Raw genomic sequence first — 19,985 nt, 5'->3', positions numbered from 1 at the left:
CGCAGGCGCCTTCGCCGGTGATGGGGTTGACAGCGGCCCGATCAGGATGTCGACAGCGGCGCGGCGATGTCCTCGAGGGATCGGCGTTCGGCGTTCACCCCGAGGAAGACCTCGACCAGGCCGGCGGCGATCATCAGTCCTGCGCCGATGAAGTATCCGAGGGCTACGGCCGAGATCCCCATCGACACGAATTCGCCGAACAGCAGGGGCCCGATGATGCCGCCCAGCCCGGTTCCGACCGCGTAGAAGAACGCGATCGCCATCGCCCGCGTCTCCATCGGGAAGATCTCGCTGACGGTGAGGTAGGCGGCACTGGCGCCCGCCGAGGCGAAGAAGAAGACGATCACCCAGCACACCGTCAGCCACACGGCATCCAGCACCCGCGCATCGAAGAGGATTCCGGTGACCACCAGCAGGATGCCGCTGCCGATGTACGAGGCCGAGATCATCACCTTCCGGCCGACCGAGTCGAACAGCCGGCCCAGCAGAAGCGGACCGAGGAAGTTGCCGATCGCGATCGGCACCAGGGTCCACGGGGCGATGTCGGAGGGGACGCCGAGCAGCTTGGTGAGCACCAGCGCGTACGTGAAGAACACCGCGTTGTAGAGGAACGCCTGGCCGATGAACAGCGACAGGCCGAGCACGAAGCGCTTCGGATAGCGCGTGATGGCCGTCTTCGCGATCTCGCCGAACCCGGTCGACCGGCGCTGGTGGATCTCGATCGCCTGGTCCTCCGGCACCTCGTCCAGCTCGCGCCCGGTGTCGTCCTGGACCGTGGCCTCGATCTCGGCGACTTGCCGCTCGGCGTCCTCGTCCCGACCGTGGATGAACATCCACCGCGGTGATTCGGGCACATTGCGACGCACCAGCAGGATCGTCAGCCCCAGCACGGCTCCGAGCCCGAAGGCGATCCGCCAGCCGATCCCAGCGGGGAAGATGGCGGTGTTGAGCAGGAACACCGTGAGCACCGCGCCGAATGCGGTGCCCAGCCAGTACGACCCGTTGATCGCGAGGTCGACGACGCCGCGTCGTCGAGCCGGGATCAGCTCATCGATCGCCGAGTTGATGGCCGCATACTCACCGCCGATGCCGGCACCGGTGAAGAACCGGCAGACGAAGAAGAACAGCGGCGTGAACGAGAACGCGGTGGCGACCGTGGCCAGCAGGTAGAGGCCGAGGGTGAGGATGAACAGCCGCTTGCGGCCGAACCGATCGGTGAGGTAGCCGAACACGAGCGCACCGACGCACGCCCCGGCGACGTAGATCGCCGCCGCCTGGCCCACCTGTGCCGAGGTCAGCCCGAGGCCGCTCGACTTCTCGGTGAGCCGGCTGGCGATCGCCCCGACGATCGTGACCTCGAGGCCGTCGAGGATCCACACGGTGCCGAGGCCGACCACCACCAGCCAGTGCCATCTCGACCACGGGAGGCGATCGAGCCGCGCCGGAATCCTGGTCGAGATCGTCTTCAGCTTCACCCCGGACATGAGTTCCACCCTCAGGCTCCGATGACGTGATCACTCACGGGCCCCAGCTATACACCGGGAGCAAGTGATTTGGCCACCCCCTGGCCGAACGGGATCCGGACATGCACGATCCCAGCGTGGAGACGATGTATGGCATTGATCGGGTCCTGCGCAATGTGCGCACGGGACGGTTCGAACGCAGCCTGTCCGGGCTGACGGCGGTGGGGGCGATGGTCACCACGGCCGAGATCTTCTTCGAGCACGACAAGGCGAGCTTCGGCAATCGGTGGATGTGGGCGCCGATCGTGCTCGGCCCGGTCGGGGCGGCCGCCGGCCTCGCAGGAGTGTGCAGTCGACGGGCGGCGAAGACGCTGCCCCTTGCGTCTGCGACGATCGTCGCCAACGGGCTGCAGGGTCTGTGGCTGCACGGGCGGGGGATCAGGCAGAAGCCGGGAGGGTGGCGCAACTTCCGCTACAACATGGAGATGGGGCCGCCCCTCATGGCCCCGCTCTTGGTGACCCTGGTCGGCGGGATGGGAGTGCTCGCTGCTGTTCTGAGGCGCGAGAAGTGAGCGCGCTTCCGCTGGAGCCCCGCCAGGGCGGCGACCGGTATCCCGGGTTCGATGTGATGGCACAGGCGCCTCACTGGGATGCCGCGACGGCTGCTGTCGTCCAGCGGCGGCTGGATCGGCCACCGGCGATGCGGTTCTTCACCGAACCGGAGGAGGCAGCCGCCTCCGCACTGTTCGATCAACTCCTCTCTCAACGCACCGAGCCCCGCATCCCCGTCGTGCAGATGGTGGATGTGCGTCTGGCTGAGAACCAGACCGATGGCTGGCACTATCGCACGATGCCCACGGACGCACAGGCGTGGCGCGACTCTCTGGCAGGCCTGGACGCAGACGCGCGTGCCCTCCGCGATGTGACGTTCGCGGAGTGCACGTGGGCACAGCAGACCGAACTGCTGCAGGCGGTCCAGGATCTGGGTGCCCGCGGATGGCATGGAATGGCCGCTGCACACGTGTGGAGCCTCTGGACCCGCTATGCATGCACGGCGTTCTACTCCCACCCGTGGGCCTGGAACGAGATCGGGTTCGATGGGCCCGCGTACCCCCGCGGGTACAAGAACCTCGGGATCGATCGGCGCGAGCCGTTCGAGGTGGTCGACGCGCATCCGCGCCACGACCCCGTCGCTTCGCGCCGCGCCGCAGGGGATGCGCGATGACCGCCGTGCGCGCGCGCAATGAGTCCGCGTGGCTGCTGGGTCCCGACGGCTCACGGATCGCTCCCGGGCTGCGTGAGAACATGCGCGTATTCGACGATGACGATGAGATCGATCTCGTGATCGTCGGCTGCGGAGCCGGTGGATCGACGCTGATGCAGCGCGTCGCACGGACCGGGATGTCCGTCGTCGGCCTGGATGCCGGGCCGTTCTGGGATCCGGAGACCGACTGGGTCAGCGACGAGGCCGGCTCGCACGATCTCTACTGGACCGAGCCGCGCGAGATCGGCGGCGATGATCCTGTTCCCCTCGGAGCGAACAACTCCGGCCGCGGCGTCGGCGGGTCCATGGTCCACTACGCCGGGTACACGCCCCGCTTCCACCCGAGCGACTTCCGCACGTGGTCGAATGACGGCGTCGGCGCCGACTGGCCCCTCGAGTACGCGGCTCTGCAGCCGTACTACGAACAGATCGAAGAGGAGCTGCCGGTATCGGGCCAGCACTGGCCGTGGGGAGACCCGCACTCCTACCCGTACAGCCCGCACCCGGTGTCGGGCAACGGCGAGGTGTTCCAGCGCGGCGCCGAGGCCTGCGGCATCACCACCCGGGTCGGCCCGGTCGCCATCACCAGCGGTCGCTTCGGCAACCGCCCGCACTGCATCTATCGCGGATTCTGCCTGCAGGGGTGCAAGGTCAATGCGAAGGCCTCGCCCCTGATCACGCACGTCCCGGATGCCCTCGCCCACGGTGCCGAGGTGCGCCCGGACTCGATGGTCACCCGGATCGGAATCGATCAGCGGACCGGCCGGGCCACGGGCGTGCATTATGTGCGCGGCGGCGTGCAGCGCTTTCAACGCGCGCGGACAGTGGCTGTGGCCGGGTATTCCATCGAGACCCCGCGGCTTCTGCTGAACTCGACATCCGATCGATTCCCGAACGGCCTGTGCAATGACTTCGATCAGGTCGGGCGCTACCTCATGGTGCAGGGGGCGCCGCAGACCGGCGGCCGTTTCGCCGACGAGGTGCGGATGTGGAAGGGCCCCCCACCCGAAGTCAGCACCGAGGAGTTCTACGAGACCGACCCGGCCAAGCCCTATCGGCGCGGCTTCTCGGTGCAGACCGTCTCGCCGCTGCCGATCACCTGGGCAGAGCATGTGGCGGCTCAGGGCCACTGGGGGGCGACGTTGCGCGATTACATGAGCGACTACGTGCACTGGGCCTGTCTCGGTGCGCTGTGCGAGTTTCTGCCGCGGCCCGACAACCGGGTGACGCTGGCCGAGGAGAAGGACCGTCATGGGATGCCGATCGCCCGATTCGACTACACCCAGGGCGACAACGACAAGGCGCTCGTCGGCGCCGCCACGGCCGTGATGGAGCGCATCCTCACCGCGGCCGGTGCCGAGGAGGTCATCACGATCGACCGCTTCGCGCACCTGGTCGGAGGCGCGCGGATGGCGGCCTCCGAGCGCGACGGGGTCGTGGATGCCGACTGCGCGGCTTCGCGGTGCCGAACCTGCTGATCGTGGACGGGAGTGTGCTGCCCACGCAGGGCAGCGCCAACCCTGCCCTGACGATCATGGCGGTCGCGGCCCGTGCAGCGGATCGCTTCATTCAGACACCGGACGTCGAAGGACGCAAAGAGAAGGGACAGCCATGGCAACGGTGAGTGACTTCGTGATCCAGCGCATCAGGGAGTGGGGAGTGAGTCGGGTCTTCGCATTCCCGGGAGACGGCATCGGCGAGTTCGACGGCGCTCTGGGCCGGGCTCAGCGAGATGGGGACGGTCTGCAGTACGTGCGTCCGACCCACGAGGAGATCTGCTCGTTGATGGCGACGGCCCACGCCAAGTTCACCGGCGAGGTCGGTGTCTGCATTGCGACCTCCAGCCCCGGTGCGTTCCATCTGCTCAACGGGCTGTATGACGCACAGATGGACAACCAGCCGGTCGTCGCGATCGTCGGCCAGCAGGGCCTGAACGCCCTCGGCACCTTCACCCAGCAGCAGAGCAATCTCGAACGCGTGCTGTCGGATGTCGCGGTGTACGTTCAGACCGTCGTCTCGCCGGCCCAGGCCCAAGCTGTCCTGGACACAGCGTTCCGCACCGCGAAGGTTCGACTCGGGCCCGCCGTGGTCATCCTGCCGCACGACGTGCAGGGCATGGAGATGCCCGAGCTGGAGCCGGCGAACTGGGTGTCGCGATCCAGCGCTGTCGCCCCCTCGATCGCCATCACGCCTCCCGAGACCGACGTCCGGCAGGCCGCGGCCATCATCAACGCCGGGAAGCGGGTGACGTTCCTCGTCGGGAACGGGGCGAACGGCGCGACGGACGAAGTCCTGAAGGCCGCGGAATTGTGCGGCGCCGGCATCATCACCACGCTCCGGGCCAAGCACGTCGTGCCCTCCGACATCCCGCACCACTCGCAGCAGCTGGGACTGCTCGGATCGCTGCCCAGCGTGCACCAGATGAGCGGGTGCGACACGCTCGTCCTCCTCGGCACGAACTATCCGTACGGCCAGTTCCTGCCACCGAGCGGACAGGCGCGAGCCGTCCAGGTGGATCTGAAGCCCGAGCAGATGGGTCTGCGCTACCCGACCGAGCTCAACCTGCTGGGCGACGTGAAGGCCACTCTGACCGCTCTCATCCCGCACCTGGACGCCAAGCGCGACCACGGTTGGCAGGCCGACGTCGCCGACGAGATGGTCGAATGGGAGAACGAGATGGAGGCGCAGGCGCTCATCGGATACGACGACGGCGTCAATCCGCGGCGGGTCTACCACGAGCTCAACAAGCGACTCCCGCCACAGGCGATCGTGACGGCCGATGCGGGGTCGACCGCCGACTGGTACGGCCATCACATCCGCCTGCGCCGTGGGATGCTGGGGGACCTGTCGGGTCGGCTCGCCACCATGCTGGCGGCCATGCCGTATGCCACCGCCGCGAAGTTCGCCTATCCGGACCGCACGGTGATCTGCACGATCGGCGACGGCGCGTTCCAGATGCTCGGGCTGAACGAGCTGATCACGATCAAGAAGTACATGGGGCAGTGGGACAACCCGCAGCTGATCGTGATGGTGCTGCACAACGATGACCTGACCCAGGTGTCGTGGGAGATGCGCACCGAGGACGCCAACCCGGTGTGGTCGGAATCGCAGGATGTCGAGTCCGTCGACTATGCCGGATGGGCGCAGGCTGCTCGGCTTCACCGGCATCCATGTCAGGACCGACGACGAGGTCGCCGCCGCGTGGGATGCCGCGTTCGCGAATCGCGGCGTCACCCTGATCGACGCACATACGAGCAAGAACGTGCCGCCCCTCCCGCCGCACATCACGTGGGAGTTCGCGAAGAACACCGCCGAGGCGCTGCTGAAGGGCGACCCGGAGGAGCCGACGGTCCTGGTCGACTCGGCCAAGGCTCTGGTCAGCGAGGGCATCGAGCGCATCAAGGACACCCTTCATCACGACAAGGAGCGGGACGACTGAGGCCGCCCCCGTCAAAGGAGAAGGTCATGAGCAGCTTCGTCAACGGGGTGCGCGCCAGCGGCAACGGTCTGCTGCGCGCGTCTCGATCATCGCGGCCATCGGCGGCCTGCTGTTCGGCTTCGACACCGGCGTCATCTCGGGCGCCCTGCTGTTCGTGAAGAAGGACCTGCATGCCGGCTCGGTCGCGCAGGAGTGGATCGTCTCGGTGCTGCCGCTCGGCGCGATCCTCGGGGCGATCCTGTCGGGCTACCTGGCCGACAGACTCAGCCGGAAATGGACCAAGGTCATCTCGGGCTGCGTGTATGTGATCGGCGCGCTGGGCTGTGCGTTCGCGATCAGCATCCCCATGCTGATCGCATTCCGCTTCATCCTCGGGCTCTCGGTGGGCACGGCATCCTTCGTCGCCCCGCTGTACATCTCCGAGGTCTCGCCGCCGCGCATCCGCGGCGGACTCGTCTCGTTCAACCAGCTCCTGATCACGCTGGGCATCCTGCTGGCGTACCTGGTCAACTTCGCCTTTGCGAACGTGCCCGACGGGTGGCGATGGATGCTGGGGGTCGGGGCGATCCCCGGCGCCGTCCTCGCGATCGGGATGCTCACCGTCCCGCACACCCCCCGTTGGCTGATGGAGCAGGGCAGGGAGGATGACGCCCGTGACGTCCTGAAGCGACTGCGCGGATCCGATCCCGACGCGGACATCGACAAAGAGATCCGCGACATCCGGAAGGCGAAGGAGCAGGAGAACTCGACGACGCTGCGCGACCTGCTGCGTCCCAACATCCGACCGCTGATCTGGATCGGCATCGGACTGGCCGTGTTCCAGCAGTTCGTCGGGATCAACACCGTGATCTACTACGCGCCCACGATCCTGTCCAAGACCGGCTTGACCGACAACGCGGCGATCACGCAGACCGTCTTCGTCGGCGTCACCAACGTCGTCTTCACGATCGTCGCGGTGCTGCTCCTCGACAAGGTGGGGCGTCGGATGCTGCTTCTGATCGGCACCGCCGGACTCACCGTCGCCATCGTCTTCCTCGGGGTGTTCTTCGCCTCACCGGCACTGCAGCAGCACGCGAGCTATCTGGCACTGGTGGCGCTTCTGGTCTACATCGCCTCGTTCGCGGTCGGGCTGGGTCCCGTGTTCTGGCTGATGATCTCGGAGATCTATCCGACCGGCATCCGCAGCAAGGCGATGTCGGTGGCGACGGTGTTCAACTGGGCGGCCAACTTCATCGTCGCCGGAACGTTCCTGACGCTGATCTCGCTGATCAGCCGGCAGGGGACGTTCTTCGTCTTCGGCGGCCTCGGGGTCCTCGCGTTCCTGTTCTTCGTGTGGAGGGTGCCCGAGACGAAGGACAAGTCGCTGGAGCAGATCCAGGATGAGCTGGTCGGCTCGCACGCCGGTCGGTCGGGCCGGGGAGGGGCGGGCGGTGATGGCGGACCCGCGGGTCGAGCGTCTTGAGGTCCGGGCCTATACGATCCCGACCGACGCGCCTGAAGCGGACGGCACGATCGCGTGGGACTCGACGACGATGGTGCTGGTCCGAGCCCATTCGGGCGGAGTCGTCGGGACCGGGTGGACGTACGGCGCCGTCGAGTGCGCTGACGTGGTCCGGGACACCTTGGCGCCTCTCGTGGTGGGGTGCAGTGCGCTGGAGACCGGGAGGTGCTTCCAGTCGATGGTGGCGGCGGTGCGCAACAGCGGGCGACAGGGGGCGATCGGCTACGCCATCTCGGCCGTGGACACCGCCCTGTGGGACCTGCAGGCGCGACTGCTCGGGGTGCCGCTGCACCGGCTGTTGGGGGCCGTGCGCGACACGGTCCCGGTGTACGGGAGCGGCGGCTTCACGACGTACTCCGATCGGCAGCTGGCCGAGCAGCTGGGGCGGTGGGTGCACGACCAGGGCATCCCGCGGGTGAAGATCAAGATCGGGCAGTCCTGGGGGACGGACGTGCCACGCGACCTGGAACGCACGCGACGGGCGCGCGAGGTGATCGGGCCGGATGCCGAGCTGTATGTGGATGCGAACGGTGCCTACACCCGCAAGCAGGCCATCCGGCTCGCACACGCGGCTGCCGACCTGGACGTGCGCTGGTTCGAGGAGCCCGTATCATCGGACGACCTGGACGGTCTGCGAGAAGTCCGCAACGCGATCGACGCGGATGTCGCCGCCGGCGAGTACGGGTTCGACCTCGTCTGCTTCCACCGCATGTGCCAGGCGCTGGCTGTGGACTGCCTGCAGATCGACGCCTCGCGCTGCGGCGGGATCACCGAGTGGAGACGCGCCGCGGCCGTCGCGGCGGCGTACGGACTCGACGTCTCGGCGCACTGCAGCCCCCACCTGCACGCCCACGTCGCCGCGGCCACCCTCAACCTGCGCCATCTGGAGTGGTTCCACGACCACGTGCGGATCGAGACGCGCTTCTTCGACGGCGCCCTCGACCCGCAGGGCGGGACGCTGCGGCTGGACGACTCCGCTCCCGGCACAGGGCTGACCCTGCGAGCGGACGACATCGCGCAGTTCCGTGTGAGCTGAGAAGCCGAGGTCTCACCGTGAGCGTGCGATGGCAGAACGAGGTGGAACGTCCCTGGGTGGGCATGACGACCGAATCGATGACCGACGTCGAGCGCTCGCGCGCCGAACTGGCCGCCGCCGTGTCCGCGCTGAAGGCGAAGCTGCGCGGTGTGGAGCGCATCCGACGGCGGCTCCTGCCCGCCGTCGACACCCGGCGCCTGCGACGGGTGGCGACCATCATCGCGGTCATCGCGGGCGTGGCTCTTCTCGTCGTCGCGCGACGGCATCGACGGCGCGCTGAGTCGGTTCCGCCGTACACCGTCGACTCGCCGTTCGCAAGCCTCTTCTTCGCTCGGACCGTCGGACTTAGGTTCTGACAACAGACGAAAGGCGGTCGCCCATGGATGAGTACGAGCAGTCACACCGTGACCTGCGGACTGCCACCATCCGAGAGCTCCTCGTCGAGTTGGACGGCGTCGAGAAGGCGCGCGAACAAGCGGACTGCTTTCGACTGCGGTCACGGGAACGCGGAATCTGCGCAGAACTCGCGCGGCGTCGGCACGACGAGACGCATTCAGAGCCGATCGCCAGCAGCCGATAGGAGGTGAGGAAGAGAGCAGGGGATGAGCGACACGCCATCAGACGGCCGGCGCGACGGGCTAGCGCTGTCCCGGGATGGCACGCCGCACGTCCAACGGGATGTCGGGCGGGTCCACGCCGAGGATCACGGCACCCGTCTCGACCCGCTGCACGCACTCCCATGGGATCACCCGCGATCGCCGGTCGCAGCCACCCGATCGGCTTGGCGATGGCCACCGGCTGATCGACGCGGCCCCGCTCGTAGCCGTAGAACGACATCCGGCTGTGCGGGCTGACGATGAGAGCGATGAGCGTCAGCGCTCCCGCGTGCCCGCGGGTCGCCGGCTGCCGCTGGAACCGGACATCGACGACGTGGCCGATGTGGCGGCCGTCCTTGCTCTGCACGGTCGAACCGAGCAGTTCACTCAGGAGCATGCGCGCCTCCCGGGATGTGCGCGATGATGCGGTCCCTGATCCAGCGTTCGAGCCAGACCGCGTCCAGCTCTTCGGCGGCATCGTTGAGTTCGATGACGGTGTCCAGCGCCGTCACATGCTCCCAGTCGATGCGGGCCCATCGTGAGCGCGGCATCGCTCCGCCGAAGATCCGCGGGAGCACGGCCGCCCCGACCAGGAGGGCGGTCACGGTGGGCGGCTGGTCGTGGTCGACGGGTTGGCCGATCGTCGCCCCGTCGAGCTCGACGTCGTCCACAGTGCTGACGGGCTTCTGGTCGCGGTCCAGCATCTGCCGATCCAGCAGATGCAACCGGGCATCGATCCCGCGGCCCTCCGGGTCGCGGTACCAGTCCAGCTCGTGGGTCGGACGCCGCGCCCCTCTCATGAGCCCATCCCCGTCGCGATCATGAGGGGGATGGCGGCGATCGCCGCCACCAGGATGATCACGAGGAAGATCACGGCCAGCGCGTTGCGCACCCGGCCGTTCACCTCGCTCCCCATGTAGTCCGGATCGTTCGCGACCACCAGGATCGGGAAGTATGTGAGCGGCAGTGCGATCGCCGAGAACACCACCGACACCTCGGTGACCATCACCGGATCGACCCCAGTGGCCAGGACGCCGCCCCCGATCAGCAGCGAGATGATCATCGACAGGTGGAAGCGTGCCGCCTGCCGGGGCCGACGGAACTTGCCCCAGCTCCAGCCGAAGAACTGGGCGAGCGTGTATCCGCTGGAAAGGGTGGTCTCCAGCGCGGCGCCGAAGGTGGCGGCGAGGATCCCCACGATCGCGAATGCGAGTGCGAGCTGTCCGCCGGCCTGCGCGACGGGCAGGACGACCTGCGAAAGCGAGGTCACGTCGATGCTGTGCGGCAGCAGGACGATGGCGGCGCAGGCGGCGATCGACAGCGACACCATGCCGCCGAGCGGGAATCCGATGAACACGTTGATCCGCTCGGTGCCCAGGTCCTTCTTCGTCCAGCCCTCCTCGACCGCGCCCGAGGAGAAGAAGAACACCTCGTACGGCGTCATGGCCGCACCGAACAGGGCCACCGCGTAGTACCAGTACGACAGATCTCCGGCTCCCGACGTCCACGGGCGTGCGGCCTGGTCGGCCAGCTGCCCCAGTCCGGGCCGAGCAGGAAGACCGCGACCGAGAAGACCACCAGGCACAGCCCCATCATGCCGGCGACGTTCTCCATGATCGAGAACTTGGCGCGCCAGACGACGATCCACAGCGCGAACATGGCCACCGGGATCCACGCTCCGGGGGCCACTCCCGACGCCAGTCTGCATCGCCAGGGCGATGCCGCCCACCTCGGCGGTGAGGGTGAGCAGGTTGATCAGGAACGACGCGGAGAGGTTGGCGAGTCCGGTGCGCGGACCCAGCCGTTCGCGGATGATCTCGAACGTCGCCCGTCCGCTGACGGCGGCCACCCGCCCGGCCATATCGGCATAGATGCAGATCCCGATGATGCCGGCCACCACCACCCACGCCAGGCCCATGCCGTATCGCGCGCCCACGACCGTGTTCGTGACGAGGTCCCCGATGTCGACGAACCCGCCGATCGCGGTGAGGATGCCGAGCGCGACCGCGAACAGCTTCTTCATCGCTTCTCCAGTGCGGCGAACGCGGCGTCGGCGGCGTCGAGCCGGTCCGCGGCGGCGGCGAGCTCACCGTGCTCGGCCGCGTGCACCCCCTCGATCGCGGTGCGCGTGGCGCCCAGGGCGTCGCGCCGGTAGCGGGCGTCGAGGGCGGTCGAGGCATCCGCCAGCTCGAGCTCGCGTCCGGCGTCGGCCAGTTTCTGTGCCATGTCCTGGTAGACGACGGATGCCGTGGTCCCGAACAGCCGTCCCTGCTCGTCCTGCTCGACCCGATCCGGGCCGAACGGGCCGCGCTGACCGCATCGCTCACGGTCAGGACCATCGCGGGGTCCGGCCCGGCGGGCGCGCACCCGGCCAGCGCCACGGTCAGCACGACGACGGGCAGCACCGCGCGGGGCCGGCGGTGGCGTCTTCGCCCGGCCCGCCGGTGCCGCGCCCCGATCACAGCGGCTTTCCGCCGGTGACCGGCAGCACGGCACCGGAGACGTACGAGGCGTCGTCCGACGCGAGGTAGACATAGGCGCCGGCCAGCTCGGCGGGCTGCCCGGCGCGGCCCAGCGGGGTGTCCTGGCCGAAGGATGCAAGCTGCTTCGGACCCCAGCCGGTGGCCGGGATCAGCGGGGTCCAGATGGGTCCGGGGGCGACGGCGTTCGCCCGCACCCCTTTCGGGCCCAGCTCTTCGGCGAGCGCCTTGATGAAGGCGACCTGCGCCGCCTTCGTCATGGCGTAGTCGATGAGCACGGGAGAGGGGTGGAACGCCTGGATCGACGCCGTCACGGTGATCGTCGCCCCCGGCTTCAGGTGCGGGATGGCGGCACGGGCGGTGAACATCAGCCCGTACAGGTTGGTGCGCATCACCCGGTCGAACTCCTCCGTGGGAAGCGTCGCAAGACTGTCGCGGTCCTTCTGATAGCCCGCGTTCAGGACGAGGATGTCGAGGCCGCCGAACTCGTCCCGAGTGCGGTCGACGATCTGCGCGGCGAAGGCTTCGTCCCGCACGTCGCCGGGAAGGCTCAGTCCGTTGCGTCCGGCATCATGGATGCAGCGGATCGTCTCGTTCGCGTCCTCCTGCTCCTCGGGAAGATGGGCGATGGCCACGTCCGCGCCCTCGCGTGCGAACGCGATCGCCACGGCACGGCCGATGCCCGAGTCGCCTCCGGTGATCAGCGCCCTTCTGCCGCGGAGGCGGCCATGACCCTCGTAGCTCTTCTCGCCGTGGTCGGGCCTGGGCGTCACCTCGTCGAGGTGACCGGGCTGATCCTGCCCTTGGGGCGGGAATCCCTCTTCGCGGTGGTCGTCGCGCGGGTCGTCGGCGCCGTTCGTGGTCATCATCGCCATCCCTCCAGAGCGTCTCGGTCAGCGTGCGATGATCACGCTAGAGACGCCCGATGCCCTCGAAGAGGCCCTTGACAACCGGCGGTCCCGTGGAGCAGGCGGCATCGCCCGTCCGTCGACGATCTCGGTCTGCTCCTGCACGAACTGCAGGTCGCGCTCGTCCAGGCGGCCGGCGGCCGGGGCATCCGCGCCCACGCGTGTGCGGTCAGGCGCGAGGACATCGCCTCAGGATCGCGGTCGGCTCCGGCATCCCACCACCGGGTTGACATCGCGGCCCTCGGCGCGCATCCTCCTCGCCGCTCCGGCCCGCCGCGCCTACGTCCGCAGGGCGTCGGCGAGCTTGACCCGGGCGCCCATCCGCAGCGCGAGTTGCGGTACAGCCGCGAGCCGACCAGGATCGCCGCCAGGCACGTGGCCACGAGGATCACCAGCGACAGCAGCGGCTCCCACCACTGCGCGTCACCCAGGTACAGGCGCAGCGGCATCCCGACCGGGGCCGAGAACGGCACATACGACATCACCGCCAGCACGACCGGGTTGTCGTTGAACAGGATCACCAGGATGTACGGCGCGAGGATCAGCATGGTCAGCGGCATGGTGGTCGACCCGATGTCCTCCTGCCGCGAGACCATCGCGCCGGCGCCGGCGAACAGCGCCGCCAGCAGGATGAATCCGAACAGGAAGAACACGGCGAACCAGACCATCGGACCGCCGAGGCCGGTCAGGATCGCGCTCTGGCCGGTCACGCTGAGCCCGACGATGGCGATCGAGACGAGGATGACGATCTGGGCCATCGCGAGGATGGTGTTGCCGATGACCTTCCCCGCCATCAGCGCCCGCACCGGGATCGCCGAGATGAGGATCTCCACCACCCGGGTCTGCTTCTCTTCGACCACCGACTGCGCGATGGTGCTGCCGAACATCGACGCCGACATCAGGAACACGACCCCGAACCCGATCGCCACCAGATAGCGCAGCAGCCAGTCCTGCGAGCTCGGGGTCAGCAGCTCGACCGTGGGCGAGACGCTCAGCTGCGCGACCAGCCCATCGGGCACCGAGGTGTCGCCGACGAGCTTGACCTGCGTCGGGCTGGCCGGATCCGGCACGATGGCCGCATCCGCCTTCCCGCTCTTGACCAGCGCGATGGCGTCGTCGGCCGAGGCGGCGGTGGTGACCTTCAGCCCGGGCACGTCCTCGACCACCGAAGCCGTCTGGCCGGTCACCGCGACCGGGGTCAGCGAGGGGTTCGCCGCGGCGAACCCGCCCCAGATCACTCCGCCCAGCGCGATGGCGAACATCACCAGGGTCGAGATCATGAACACCTTGCTCGCAGCTTCGAGCCGATCTCGCGCTCGGCGACGAGCCAGGTGCTCTGCGCGATGCTCGGCGCCGCCGGCACGACACGCGCCGTGCGGGTGGGGGGAGCGGATGTCGTGGTGCTCACTGGATGACCTCCTTGAAGATCTGGGCGAGGGAGGGGCGGCGCGGGGTGAAGCTGTGCACCGGCGCCTGCGCGATCGCGGTGCGCAGCGACGCGCTGGGCGGTCTCGTCGCTGTCGGCGTCGAACACCGCCGACCCGGCCGCGAAGTCGACGACGGCAATCCCCGGTTCGGCGCGCAGCCAGCCCACGTCGCCGGCGGTGTGCAGCTCGTACTGCCGGCCGGCGTGCTCGGCGCGCAGCCGTTCGGCACTGCCGGCGGCACGGATCGTGCCGTCGGCGATGATCACCAGGTCGTCGCACAGCCGCTCGACCACGTCGAGCTGGTGCGAGCTGAACAGCACCGACACGCCCTGCTCCGCCCGCGCCGTCAGCACCCCGGCCACCACGTCGACCGCCATCGGGTCCAGGCCCGAGAACGGCTCGTCCAGGATCAGCACCTCCGGGTCGTGCACCAGCGCGGCCGCGATCTGCGCGCGCTGCTGATTGCCCAGCGACAGCGTCTCGACCTTGTCGTGCAGGCGCTCGCCCAGGCCGAGCTCGGTCAGCAGTCCGGTGGCGCTGGCTTCGGCATCCGCCTTCGAATAGCCGTGCAGCCGCGCGAGATACGCGATCTGCTCGGCGACCTTCATCTTCGGATACAGACCGCGCTCCTCGGGCATGTAGCCGAAGCGCCGCCGGTCGGTGTCGGTGATCGGGGCCCCGTCCAGGCGCACCTCGCCGCCGTCGGCCTCGAGCACGCCCAGCGCGATGCGCATGGTCGTGGTCTTGCCGGCGCCGTTGCCGCCGACGAAGCCGGTCAGCCGCCGGGGGGCGACCTCGAATCCGACGTCGTCGAGGACCCGGCGCCCGCCGTAGTTCTTGGTGATGCCGCTCAGTGTGAGCATCCGTCCTCCTCGTGTGATGGCTCCACGTTACGAGCCGGACGGATGCTGCGCCTCCCCCGCGGGAGGGAGATCCGGCCGCTCGCCGGCCGGGACGGATGCCGTCACGCCAGCCCGTGCCGGTGGGCGAGCACCACGGCCTGCACCCGGTCGCGTGCGCCGAGCTTGGCCAGCACGTTCGAGACGTGCGTCTTCACCGTCGCCTCGCCGATGAACAGCCGCCCGGCGATCTCGGCGTTGCTCAGCGCCTCCGCCATCAGGCGGAGCACCTCGGCCTCGCGTTCGGTGAGCAGCGCGGCGAGCGCGCGCGCATCCGATTCGGTCGTCACAGACTGCGGATTGCCCGGGGTCGGAGTCACGTCTTGTGACGACCGAACGCCCGTCGCGGCCTGCCCATCCGTCGCGAAGCGGGCGATCACCCGCCGCGTCACCTCGGGCGCCAGCAGCGCGTCGCCGGCCGCGGCCACCCGCACCGCGCGGACGAGCTCTTCCGGGCCGGCGTTCTTCAGCAGGAACCCGGCCGCCCCGGCCGACAGGGCCGAGAACAGGTAGTCGTCGCGGTCGAACGTCGTCACGATCAGCACGGCCGCCTGCAGCTGCGGGTCGCCGACGATCCGCCGGGTGGCCTCCAGCCCGTCCATATCGGGCATCTGCACGTCCATGCAGATGACGTCGGGTCGCAGTCGCACCGCCGCAGCCACGCCCTCCGCGCCGGTGGATGCCTCACCCACCACCGCGATGCCGTCCGCCGCCTCCAGGATCAGCCGGAACCCCGCGCGCATCATCGCGTGATCGTCGACCAGCAGCACGCGCGTCGGCTCAGGCACCCGCGTCGGCTCCGGCATCCGCGTGCACCGCCAGGGGCACCGAGATCCGCACCAGGAACCCGTCGCCATCCCGAGGGCGCGCCTCGAGTCGGCCGCCGCACGCCGCGGCCCGCTCGCGCATGCCGACCAGCCCGAGCCCCCGGCCGACCCGGGCCACGCGCCGGCCGGTGTTGGTCACCTCCAGCTCGATGCCGGCCCCGCCGGGGATGTCGGCGGTGCCGGTCTCGGCGGTGCCGGTGTCGCCGGCGTCGTGATAGCGCAGGCGCACGTCGGCTGTGGCATCCGGTCCCGCGTGCCGGCGCGCGTTCGTCAGCGCCTCCTGCGCGATGCGGTACAGCGACACCTGCACGGTGTCGGGCACCGGCCGGGGATCGCCGATCACGGTCAGCGTGGTCGGCACCCCGGCGCCGGTGGACTCGTCGACCAGGGTCGACAGCGCGGCCAGGCCGAGGGTCGTGGCGGCGGTGTCGAGGTCGTCCGAGCGCAGTGTCTCCAGCAGCTGGTCGGAGCTCGTCGAGGGCGCCGCGGGCGGATGCCTCGACCTGCGCGAGCGTGCGGGCCGCGGCATCCGGGTCCTTCGCCATCACCGCACGGGCCGCACCCGCCTGCACCCCCATCAGCGAGACGTGGTGTGCCACGACGTCGTGCAGCTCGCGCGCGATGCGCACGCGCTCCAGCGCGACGGCCTGCGCGGCGGTGCGCTCGCGCTCGCGTTCGAGCTCGGCGGTGCGCTGCTCGAGCATGCGCCGCTGCCGCGATGCGGCGTAGGTGCGCTCGCCGAAGTAGTAGGCGCCGCCGAAGTAGAGGGCGTTGACGACGATGTTCAGCAGGGCGTAGGCGACGAACGGCGAGAAGGCGCCGGCCTGCGAGGGTGAATCGTCGGACGGGTTGGTCGACTGGATGAAGGTGGCCGTCAGCAGCCAGACGAACATGCCGACCGTGATGCCGATGCGCACCCACGCGGCCCGGCGCCGGTCGGTCGAGATCGCCCCGACCGTGTAGAAGCCGATGAACATCGCGATGTTCCCGGCGTACAGCTCGGGCACGTGCCAGGTGCCGGCGGCGAAGTAGGCGGCCGCCGTGGCGACGGCGACCACACTCGGCCAGCGCCGACGCACCGCGATCGCGGCCGCCAGCACCGCGGCGTAGACGACCGCGACCCACATCGGCGCGGCATGGTCGCCGAAGATGCCGGCGACCCCGCCCAGCGCAAGCGCTGATCACCGTGCCCACGCCGACGGCGGCGGCCAGCGCGAGATCCTGTCGCTGCAGGCGGACGTCCAGAGGCATCCCTCCACCGTACGGGGGACGGATGCTGCGCGCCTCCCCCGCGCGGCGGAGCCCCGACCGGGCGTCGATATCTATGCGGCGGAATAGGACATAGGAAGATCCGCTTGACTGGACGCGACCGGGGCTCCCGTCCGCTGCGCGTCCACTCCGCGGCGGCAGCAGGCGGTGCCCGAATCGAGACACAGAAGGATCACCGTGACCCCGTACACGATCGGCTTGCATCGTCGGCAGCATCTCCAGCACCTCCATCAACCGGCGGCTCGCCCGGGCCCTGGCCCGCCTCGCCCCCGCCGGCGTCGAGCTCGTCGAGATCCCGATCAAGGACCTGCCGTTCTACTCGCCCGACCACGACGCCGATTTCCCCCAGGTCGCCCGTGACTTCAAGCAGGCGATCGCCGACGTGGACGGTGTGATCATCGTGACGCCCGAGTACAGCCGCTCCATCCCGGGCGTGCTCAAGAACGCGCTGGACTGGTCGGCCCGCCCCTACGGTCAGGCCTCGTTCGACCACAAGCCGACCGCCGTGATCGGCACCTCCGGCGGCCCGATCTCCACGGCCGCCGCCCAGCAGCATCTGAAGGCGATCCTGAGCCACTACAACGCGCCCACGCTCGGCCAGCCCGAGGGCTACATCCAGTCCACGCCCGGCCTGTTCGGCGTGGACGGTGCGGTCTCCAACGAGGGGACGGCCGCGTTCCTGACCTCCTACCTGGCCGCGTTCACCGCGCTCATCGCCCGCTACGTCGACACGGCGGATGCCGCCGCGGGGGACGCGGCCGCGGAGGACGCAGACTCCGACGCGGCCTGACACCGGCCGCGCCGCGCCATCCCCACGCGCGCCGCGCCGCGGCATCCCCACGCGCGCCGCGCTGCGGCATCCCCACCGCGCCGCGCCCGCGGCATCCCCACGCGAGATCACGCTCGTGTACATGTTTCGCGCTCACAGCGTGCACGAGCGTGATCTCGCGGATGAGATCGGTCCTGGCTCTCGCGGGCGGGTCCAGAGAGGGGTCGGTCGAATCGGGTCTTGACGACCAGCTTGTTCTTTGCAAGCATGCTTGTTAAGAACAAGCAACTCGGATGGAGTCGACATGGCCACCAACGTCTTCGTGAACCTTCCCACCAGCGACCTGGAGCGCAAGCAAGGCGTTCTACGCGGCGCTCGATACGTCCCTGAACCCCCAGTTCACCGACGAGAACGCCGCGTGCATCGTGTGGGATGAGAACATCTTCTTCATGGTGCTCAAGCGCGAGTTCCTCGCCACTTTCACCGACAAGCCGATCGCCGATCCGATCGACACCCTGCAGGTCTCGGTCGCGTTCAGCTGCGATTCGCGCGAGGACGTCGACCGGCTCATCGCGGCCGGCATCGCCGCCGGGCAGCGAACCGCGCCCGGCACAGGACCTCGGCTTCATGTACAGCCGCGACCTGGACGACCCGGACGGCAACTCGCTCGGCTTCCTCTACATGGCCCCGGAGGCCGTCGAACAGGGACCCGAGGCGGCCCTGGCCGCGCAGGGAGAAGGTGCCGCGTAGGTGGCGGCCCGCAGCTACGGACAGTACTGCGGGGTCACGACGGCCGTCGACCTGATCGGCGAGCGCTGGGCGCTGCTGATCATCCGCGACCTCCTCGTCGGCCCCCGCCGCTACACCGACCTGAATCAGGGACTGCCCCGGATCCCCACGAACATCCTCTCCGCCCGGCTCAAGGAGCTGCAGGACGGCGGAGTGGTGCGGCGCGTGCCGCTTGCACCACTGCGGCCTGGTGTACGAGCTGACCGAGTACGGCCGCGAGCTCGAGCCGATCGTCCTCGCGCTCGGCCGCTGGGGGTTCCAGGCGATGGGCGACCCCGGCCCCGACGACCAGGTCACCCCGGACTCGCTGACCATGGCGCTGCGCACCGCGTTCCAGGCGGATGTCGCGGCCTCGGCGCCGCCCGCGGACTACGAGCTGCACGTGGGCGACGTCGCGCTGCGGGCCCAGGTCTCCCCCGAGGGCTGCATGTCGCGCAGGTGGCGCCGCCCGCGCCGCCGGTGGGCGGGATGCCGCCGGCCGGTGACCCGGACATCACGATCGCCGCGGGCCCCGGCATCCGGCACATCATCTCCGGTGAGCTGACGCCGGCCGCCGCCCTCGACGCCGGCGTGCTGCACGTGCTGGCGGGCGACCCGGTGCTGCTGGAGCGGTTCGCCGCGACGTTCCACATCGACTCCGGGACGGTTCTCGTCCCGGAGCGCACGGCCGACGAAAGGACACGCGCATGACCGGCCGCATCCTGATCGATCTGTTCACCACCCTGGACGGCGTGGCCCAAGCGCCCGGCGCCGCCGAGGAGGACCCCAGCGACGGCTTCGGCTTCGGCGGGTGGCAGGCTCCGCTGCTGGACGACACCGGGGGACGCCTCGTCACCGAGAACATGGAGGGGCTGGACGCGCTGCTGCTCGGCCGCCGGACGTACGACATCTTCGCGGCGTACTGGCCCCGGCACACCGACAACCCGATCGGCGCGCTCTTCGACCGGGTGCCGAAGTACGTCGCCTCCCGCGGGACCCCGGCGCTGGGGTGGCAGGGCAGTTCGCTGCTCGGGCCGGACCTGCGCACCGAGATCGACGCGCTGCGGGAGCGGCACCGCAACGTGCACGTGATCGGCAGTGTGGACTTCGCCCACTCGCTGCTGGCGGACGAGCTGTATGACGAGCTGGTGCTGTGGACGTATCCGGTCGTGCTCGGCGGCGGCAAGAAGGTGTTCCCCGACGGCGCGGTCCCGGCCGCGCTGCGTCTGGTGGCCCCGGCCGTGACGACCGAGAAGGGCATGGTGCAGCTGCGCTATGCGCCGGCCGGTGCGCCCACCACGGGGGATATGACGCTGGGGGACTGACGGGGCCTGCGCGG

16 protein-coding genes and 6 pseudogenes are annotated in these 19,985 nt (G+C 69.5%); 11 read left to right on the top strand and 11 right to left on the bottom strand.

The genetic code is table 11. The features are described 5' to 3' along the window. Positions 1-41: 41 nt before the first annotated feature. A complete protein-coding gene (locus L2X98_RS08110) occupies positions 42-1,484 on the bottom strand; it encodes an MFS transporter (RefSeq protein ID WP_259612915.1) in 1,443 nt (480 codons plus the stop codon). Between the two features lie 101 nt (positions 1,485-1,585). Between L2X98_RS08110 and L2X98_RS08105 the strand changes: the two genes are divergently transcribed. The 7 genes and pseudogenes from L2X98_RS08105 to L2X98_RS08070 all read left to right on the top strand — a co-directional run bounded on the left by L2X98_RS08105 (position 1,586) and on the right by L2X98_RS08070 (position 9,059). After that, positions 1,586-2,035 carry a hypothetical protein gene (locus tag L2X98_RS08105; RefSeq protein ID WP_259612914.1) on the top strand — a complete coding sequence of 150 codons (450 nt, stop codon included), beginning with the start codon at positions 1,586-1,588 and terminating at the stop codon, positions 2,033-2,035. Then, a complete protein-coding gene (locus L2X98_RS08100) occupies positions 2,032-2,688 on the top strand; it encodes a gluconate 2-dehydrogenase subunit 3 family protein (protein ID WP_259612913.1) in 657 nt (218 codons plus the stop codon). The genes L2X98_RS08105 and L2X98_RS08100 overlap by 4 nt, the downstream gene beginning before the upstream one ends. Next, a pseudogene (locus L2X98_RS08095) lies at positions 2,685-4,351 on the top strand (GMC family oxidoreductase). Before L2X98_RS08100 ends, L2X98_RS08095 begins: the two are co-directional and overlap by 4 nt. Next, positions 4,339-5,829, top strand: a pseudogene (locus tag L2X98_RS08085) (thiamine pyrophosphate-binding protein); the annotation flags it as partial. The pseudogenes L2X98_RS08095 and L2X98_RS08085, both read left to right, overlap by 13 nt. A 311-nt stretch (positions 5,830-6,140) precedes the next feature. Further along, a complete protein-coding gene (locus L2X98_RS08080) occupies positions 6,141-7,628 on the top strand; it encodes a sugar porter family MFS transporter (protein ID WP_259613252.1) in 1,488 nt (495 codons plus the stop codon). Beyond that, positions 7,600-8,703 (top strand): enolase C-terminal domain-like protein, encoded by a 1,104-nt coding sequence (locus tag L2X98_RS08075; protein WP_259613251.1) that lies wholly within the window; start codon positions 7,600-7,602, stop codon positions 8,701-8,703. Before L2X98_RS08080 ends, L2X98_RS08075 begins: the two co-directional genes overlap by 29 nt. Positions 8,704-8,720: 17 nt before the next feature. Beyond that, positions 8,721-9,059, top strand: coding sequence for a hypothetical protein (locus L2X98_RS08070; RefSeq protein ID WP_259612910.1), 339 nt, complete (start codon positions 8,721-8,723; stop codon positions 9,057-9,059). A gap of 623 nt (positions 9,060-9,682) precedes the next feature. Here L2X98_RS08070 and L2X98_RS08065 read toward each other — a convergent pair. The 10 genes and pseudogenes from L2X98_RS08065 to L2X98_RS22210 all read right to left on the bottom strand — a co-directional run. Continuing rightward, entirely contained in the window at positions 9,683-10,099 is a 417-nt protein-coding gene (locus L2X98_RS08065; protein ID WP_259612909.1) for a hypothetical protein, read from the bottom strand. Continuing rightward, the gene (locus L2X98_RS08060) at positions 10,096-11,322 is read right to left on the bottom strand and encodes an NRAMP family divalent metal transporter (protein WP_259612908.1); all 1,227 of its coding nucleotides are present in this window, start codon (positions 11,320-11,322) and stop codon (positions 10,096-10,098) included. Before L2X98_RS08060 ends, L2X98_RS08065 begins: the two co-directional genes overlap by 4 nt. Beyond that, the gene (locus L2X98_RS08055; RefSeq protein WP_259612907.1) at positions 11,319-11,666 is read right to left on the bottom strand and encodes a hypothetical protein; all 348 of its coding nucleotides are present in this window, start codon (positions 11,664-11,666) and stop codon (positions 11,319-11,321) included. Before L2X98_RS08055 ends, L2X98_RS08060 begins: the two co-directional genes overlap by 4 nt. A gap of 91 nt (positions 11,667-11,757) precedes the next feature. Next, a complete protein-coding gene (locus L2X98_RS08050) occupies positions 11,758-12,645 on the bottom strand; it encodes an SDR family oxidoreductase (RefSeq protein ID WP_435526274.1) in 888 nt (295 codons plus the stop codon). Positions 12,646-12,672: 27 nt separating this feature from the next. Beyond that, the gene (locus tag L2X98_RS08045) at positions 12,673-12,846 is read right to left on the bottom strand and encodes a hypothetical protein (RefSeq protein ID WP_259612906.1); all 174 of its coding nucleotides are present in this window, start codon (positions 12,844-12,846) and stop codon (positions 12,673-12,675) included. A gap of 120 nt (positions 12,847-12,966) precedes the next feature. Beyond that, positions 12,967-14,050, bottom strand: a pseudogene (locus L2X98_RS08040) (ABC transporter permease). Between the two features lie 41 nt (positions 14,051-14,091). Continuing rightward, positions 14,092-14,977, bottom strand: a pseudogene (locus L2X98_RS08035) (ABC transporter ATP-binding protein). A 101-nt stretch (positions 14,978-15,078) separates the two neighbouring features. Further along, entirely contained in the window at positions 15,079-15,819 is a 741-nt protein-coding gene (locus L2X98_RS08030; RefSeq protein WP_435526258.1) for a response regulator, read from the bottom strand. After that, complete coding sequence (locus L2X98_RS20585) at positions 15,794-16,369, bottom strand: sensor histidine kinase (protein WP_354003021.1); 576 nt, start codon at positions 16,367-16,369, stop codon at positions 15,794-15,796. The genes L2X98_RS08030 and L2X98_RS20585 overlap by 26 nt, the downstream gene beginning before the upstream one ends. After that, positions 16,356-16,967 (bottom strand): annotated as a pseudogene (locus L2X98_RS22210) (sensor histidine kinase); the annotation flags it as partial. The pseudogene L2X98_RS22210 and the gene L2X98_RS20585, both read right to left, overlap by 14 nt. A 344-nt stretch (positions 16,968-17,311) precedes the next feature. Here L2X98_RS22210 and L2X98_RS08020 point away from each other — a divergent pair. The 4 genes and pseudogenes from L2X98_RS08020 to L2X98_RS08005 all read left to right on the top strand — a co-directional run bounded on the left by L2X98_RS08020 (position 17,312) and on the right by L2X98_RS08005 (position 19,971). Beyond that, the gene (locus L2X98_RS08020; protein ID WP_259613249.1) at positions 17,312-17,899 is read left to right on the top strand and encodes an NADPH-dependent FMN reductase; all 588 of its coding nucleotides are present in this window, start codon (positions 17,312-17,314) and stop codon (positions 17,897-17,899) included. A 283-nt stretch (positions 17,900-18,182) separates the two neighbouring features. After that, positions 18,183-18,628: pseudogene (locus tag L2X98_RS08015) on the top strand (VOC family protein). After that, on the top strand, positions 18,629-19,357 hold the full coding sequence (locus L2X98_RS08010) for a winged helix-turn-helix transcriptional regulator (RefSeq protein WP_259612904.1): 729 nt from the start codon (positions 18,629-18,631) through the stop codon (positions 19,355-19,357). It abuts the pseudogene before it with no gap. After that, complete coding sequence (locus L2X98_RS08005; RefSeq protein WP_259612903.1) at positions 19,354-19,971, top strand: dihydrofolate reductase family protein; 618 nt, start codon at positions 19,354-19,356, stop codon at positions 19,969-19,971. Before L2X98_RS08010 ends, L2X98_RS08005 begins: the two co-directional genes overlap by 4 nt. The last annotated feature ends 14 nt before the right edge of the window (positions 19,972-19,985 follow it).

This window comes from Microbacterium elymi (assembly GCF_021582895.2).
Lineage (GTDB): Bacteria > Actinomycetota > Actinomycetes > Actinomycetales > Microbacteriaceae > Microbacterium > Microbacterium humicola.
This window is presented reverse-complemented; position numbering and strand designations above follow the sequence as displayed.

Coding starts and splice junctions, on each gene's coding strand:
- L2X98_RS08110 (WP_259612915.1), bottom strand. CDS start 1,484: ATGTCCGGGGTGAAGCTGAAGACGATCTCGACCAGGATTCCGGCGCGG.
- L2X98_RS08105 (WP_259612914.1), top strand. CDS start 1,586: ATGCACGATCCCAGCGTGGAGACGATGTATGGCATTGATCGGGTCCTG.
- L2X98_RS08075 (WP_259613251.1), top strand. CDS start 7,600: ATGGCGGACCCGCGGGTCGAGCGTCTTGAGGTCCGGGCCTATACGATC.
- L2X98_RS08065 (WP_259612909.1), bottom strand. CDS start 10,099: ATGAGAGGGGCGCGGCGTCCGACCCACGAGCTGGACTGGTACCGCGAC.
- L2X98_RS08060 (WP_259612908.1), bottom strand. CDS start 11,322: ATGAAGAAGCTGTTCGCGGTCGCGCTCGGCATCCTCACCGCGATCGGC.
- L2X98_RS08050 (WP_435526274.1), bottom strand. CDS start 12,645: ATGACCACGAACGGCGCCGACGACCCGCGCGACGACCACCGCGAAGAG.
- L2X98_RS08030 (WP_435526258.1), bottom strand. CDS start 15,819: ATGCCGGAGCCGACGCGGGTGCCTGAGCCGACGCGCGTGCTGCTGGTC.
- L2X98_RS20585 (WP_354003021.1), bottom strand. CDS start 16,369: ATGCCGCGGCCCGCACGCTCGCGCAGGTCGAGGCATCCGCCCGCGGCG.
- L2X98_RS08005 (WP_259612903.1), top strand. CDS start 19,354: ATGACCGGCCGCATCCTGATCGATCTGTTCACCACCCTGGACGGCGTG.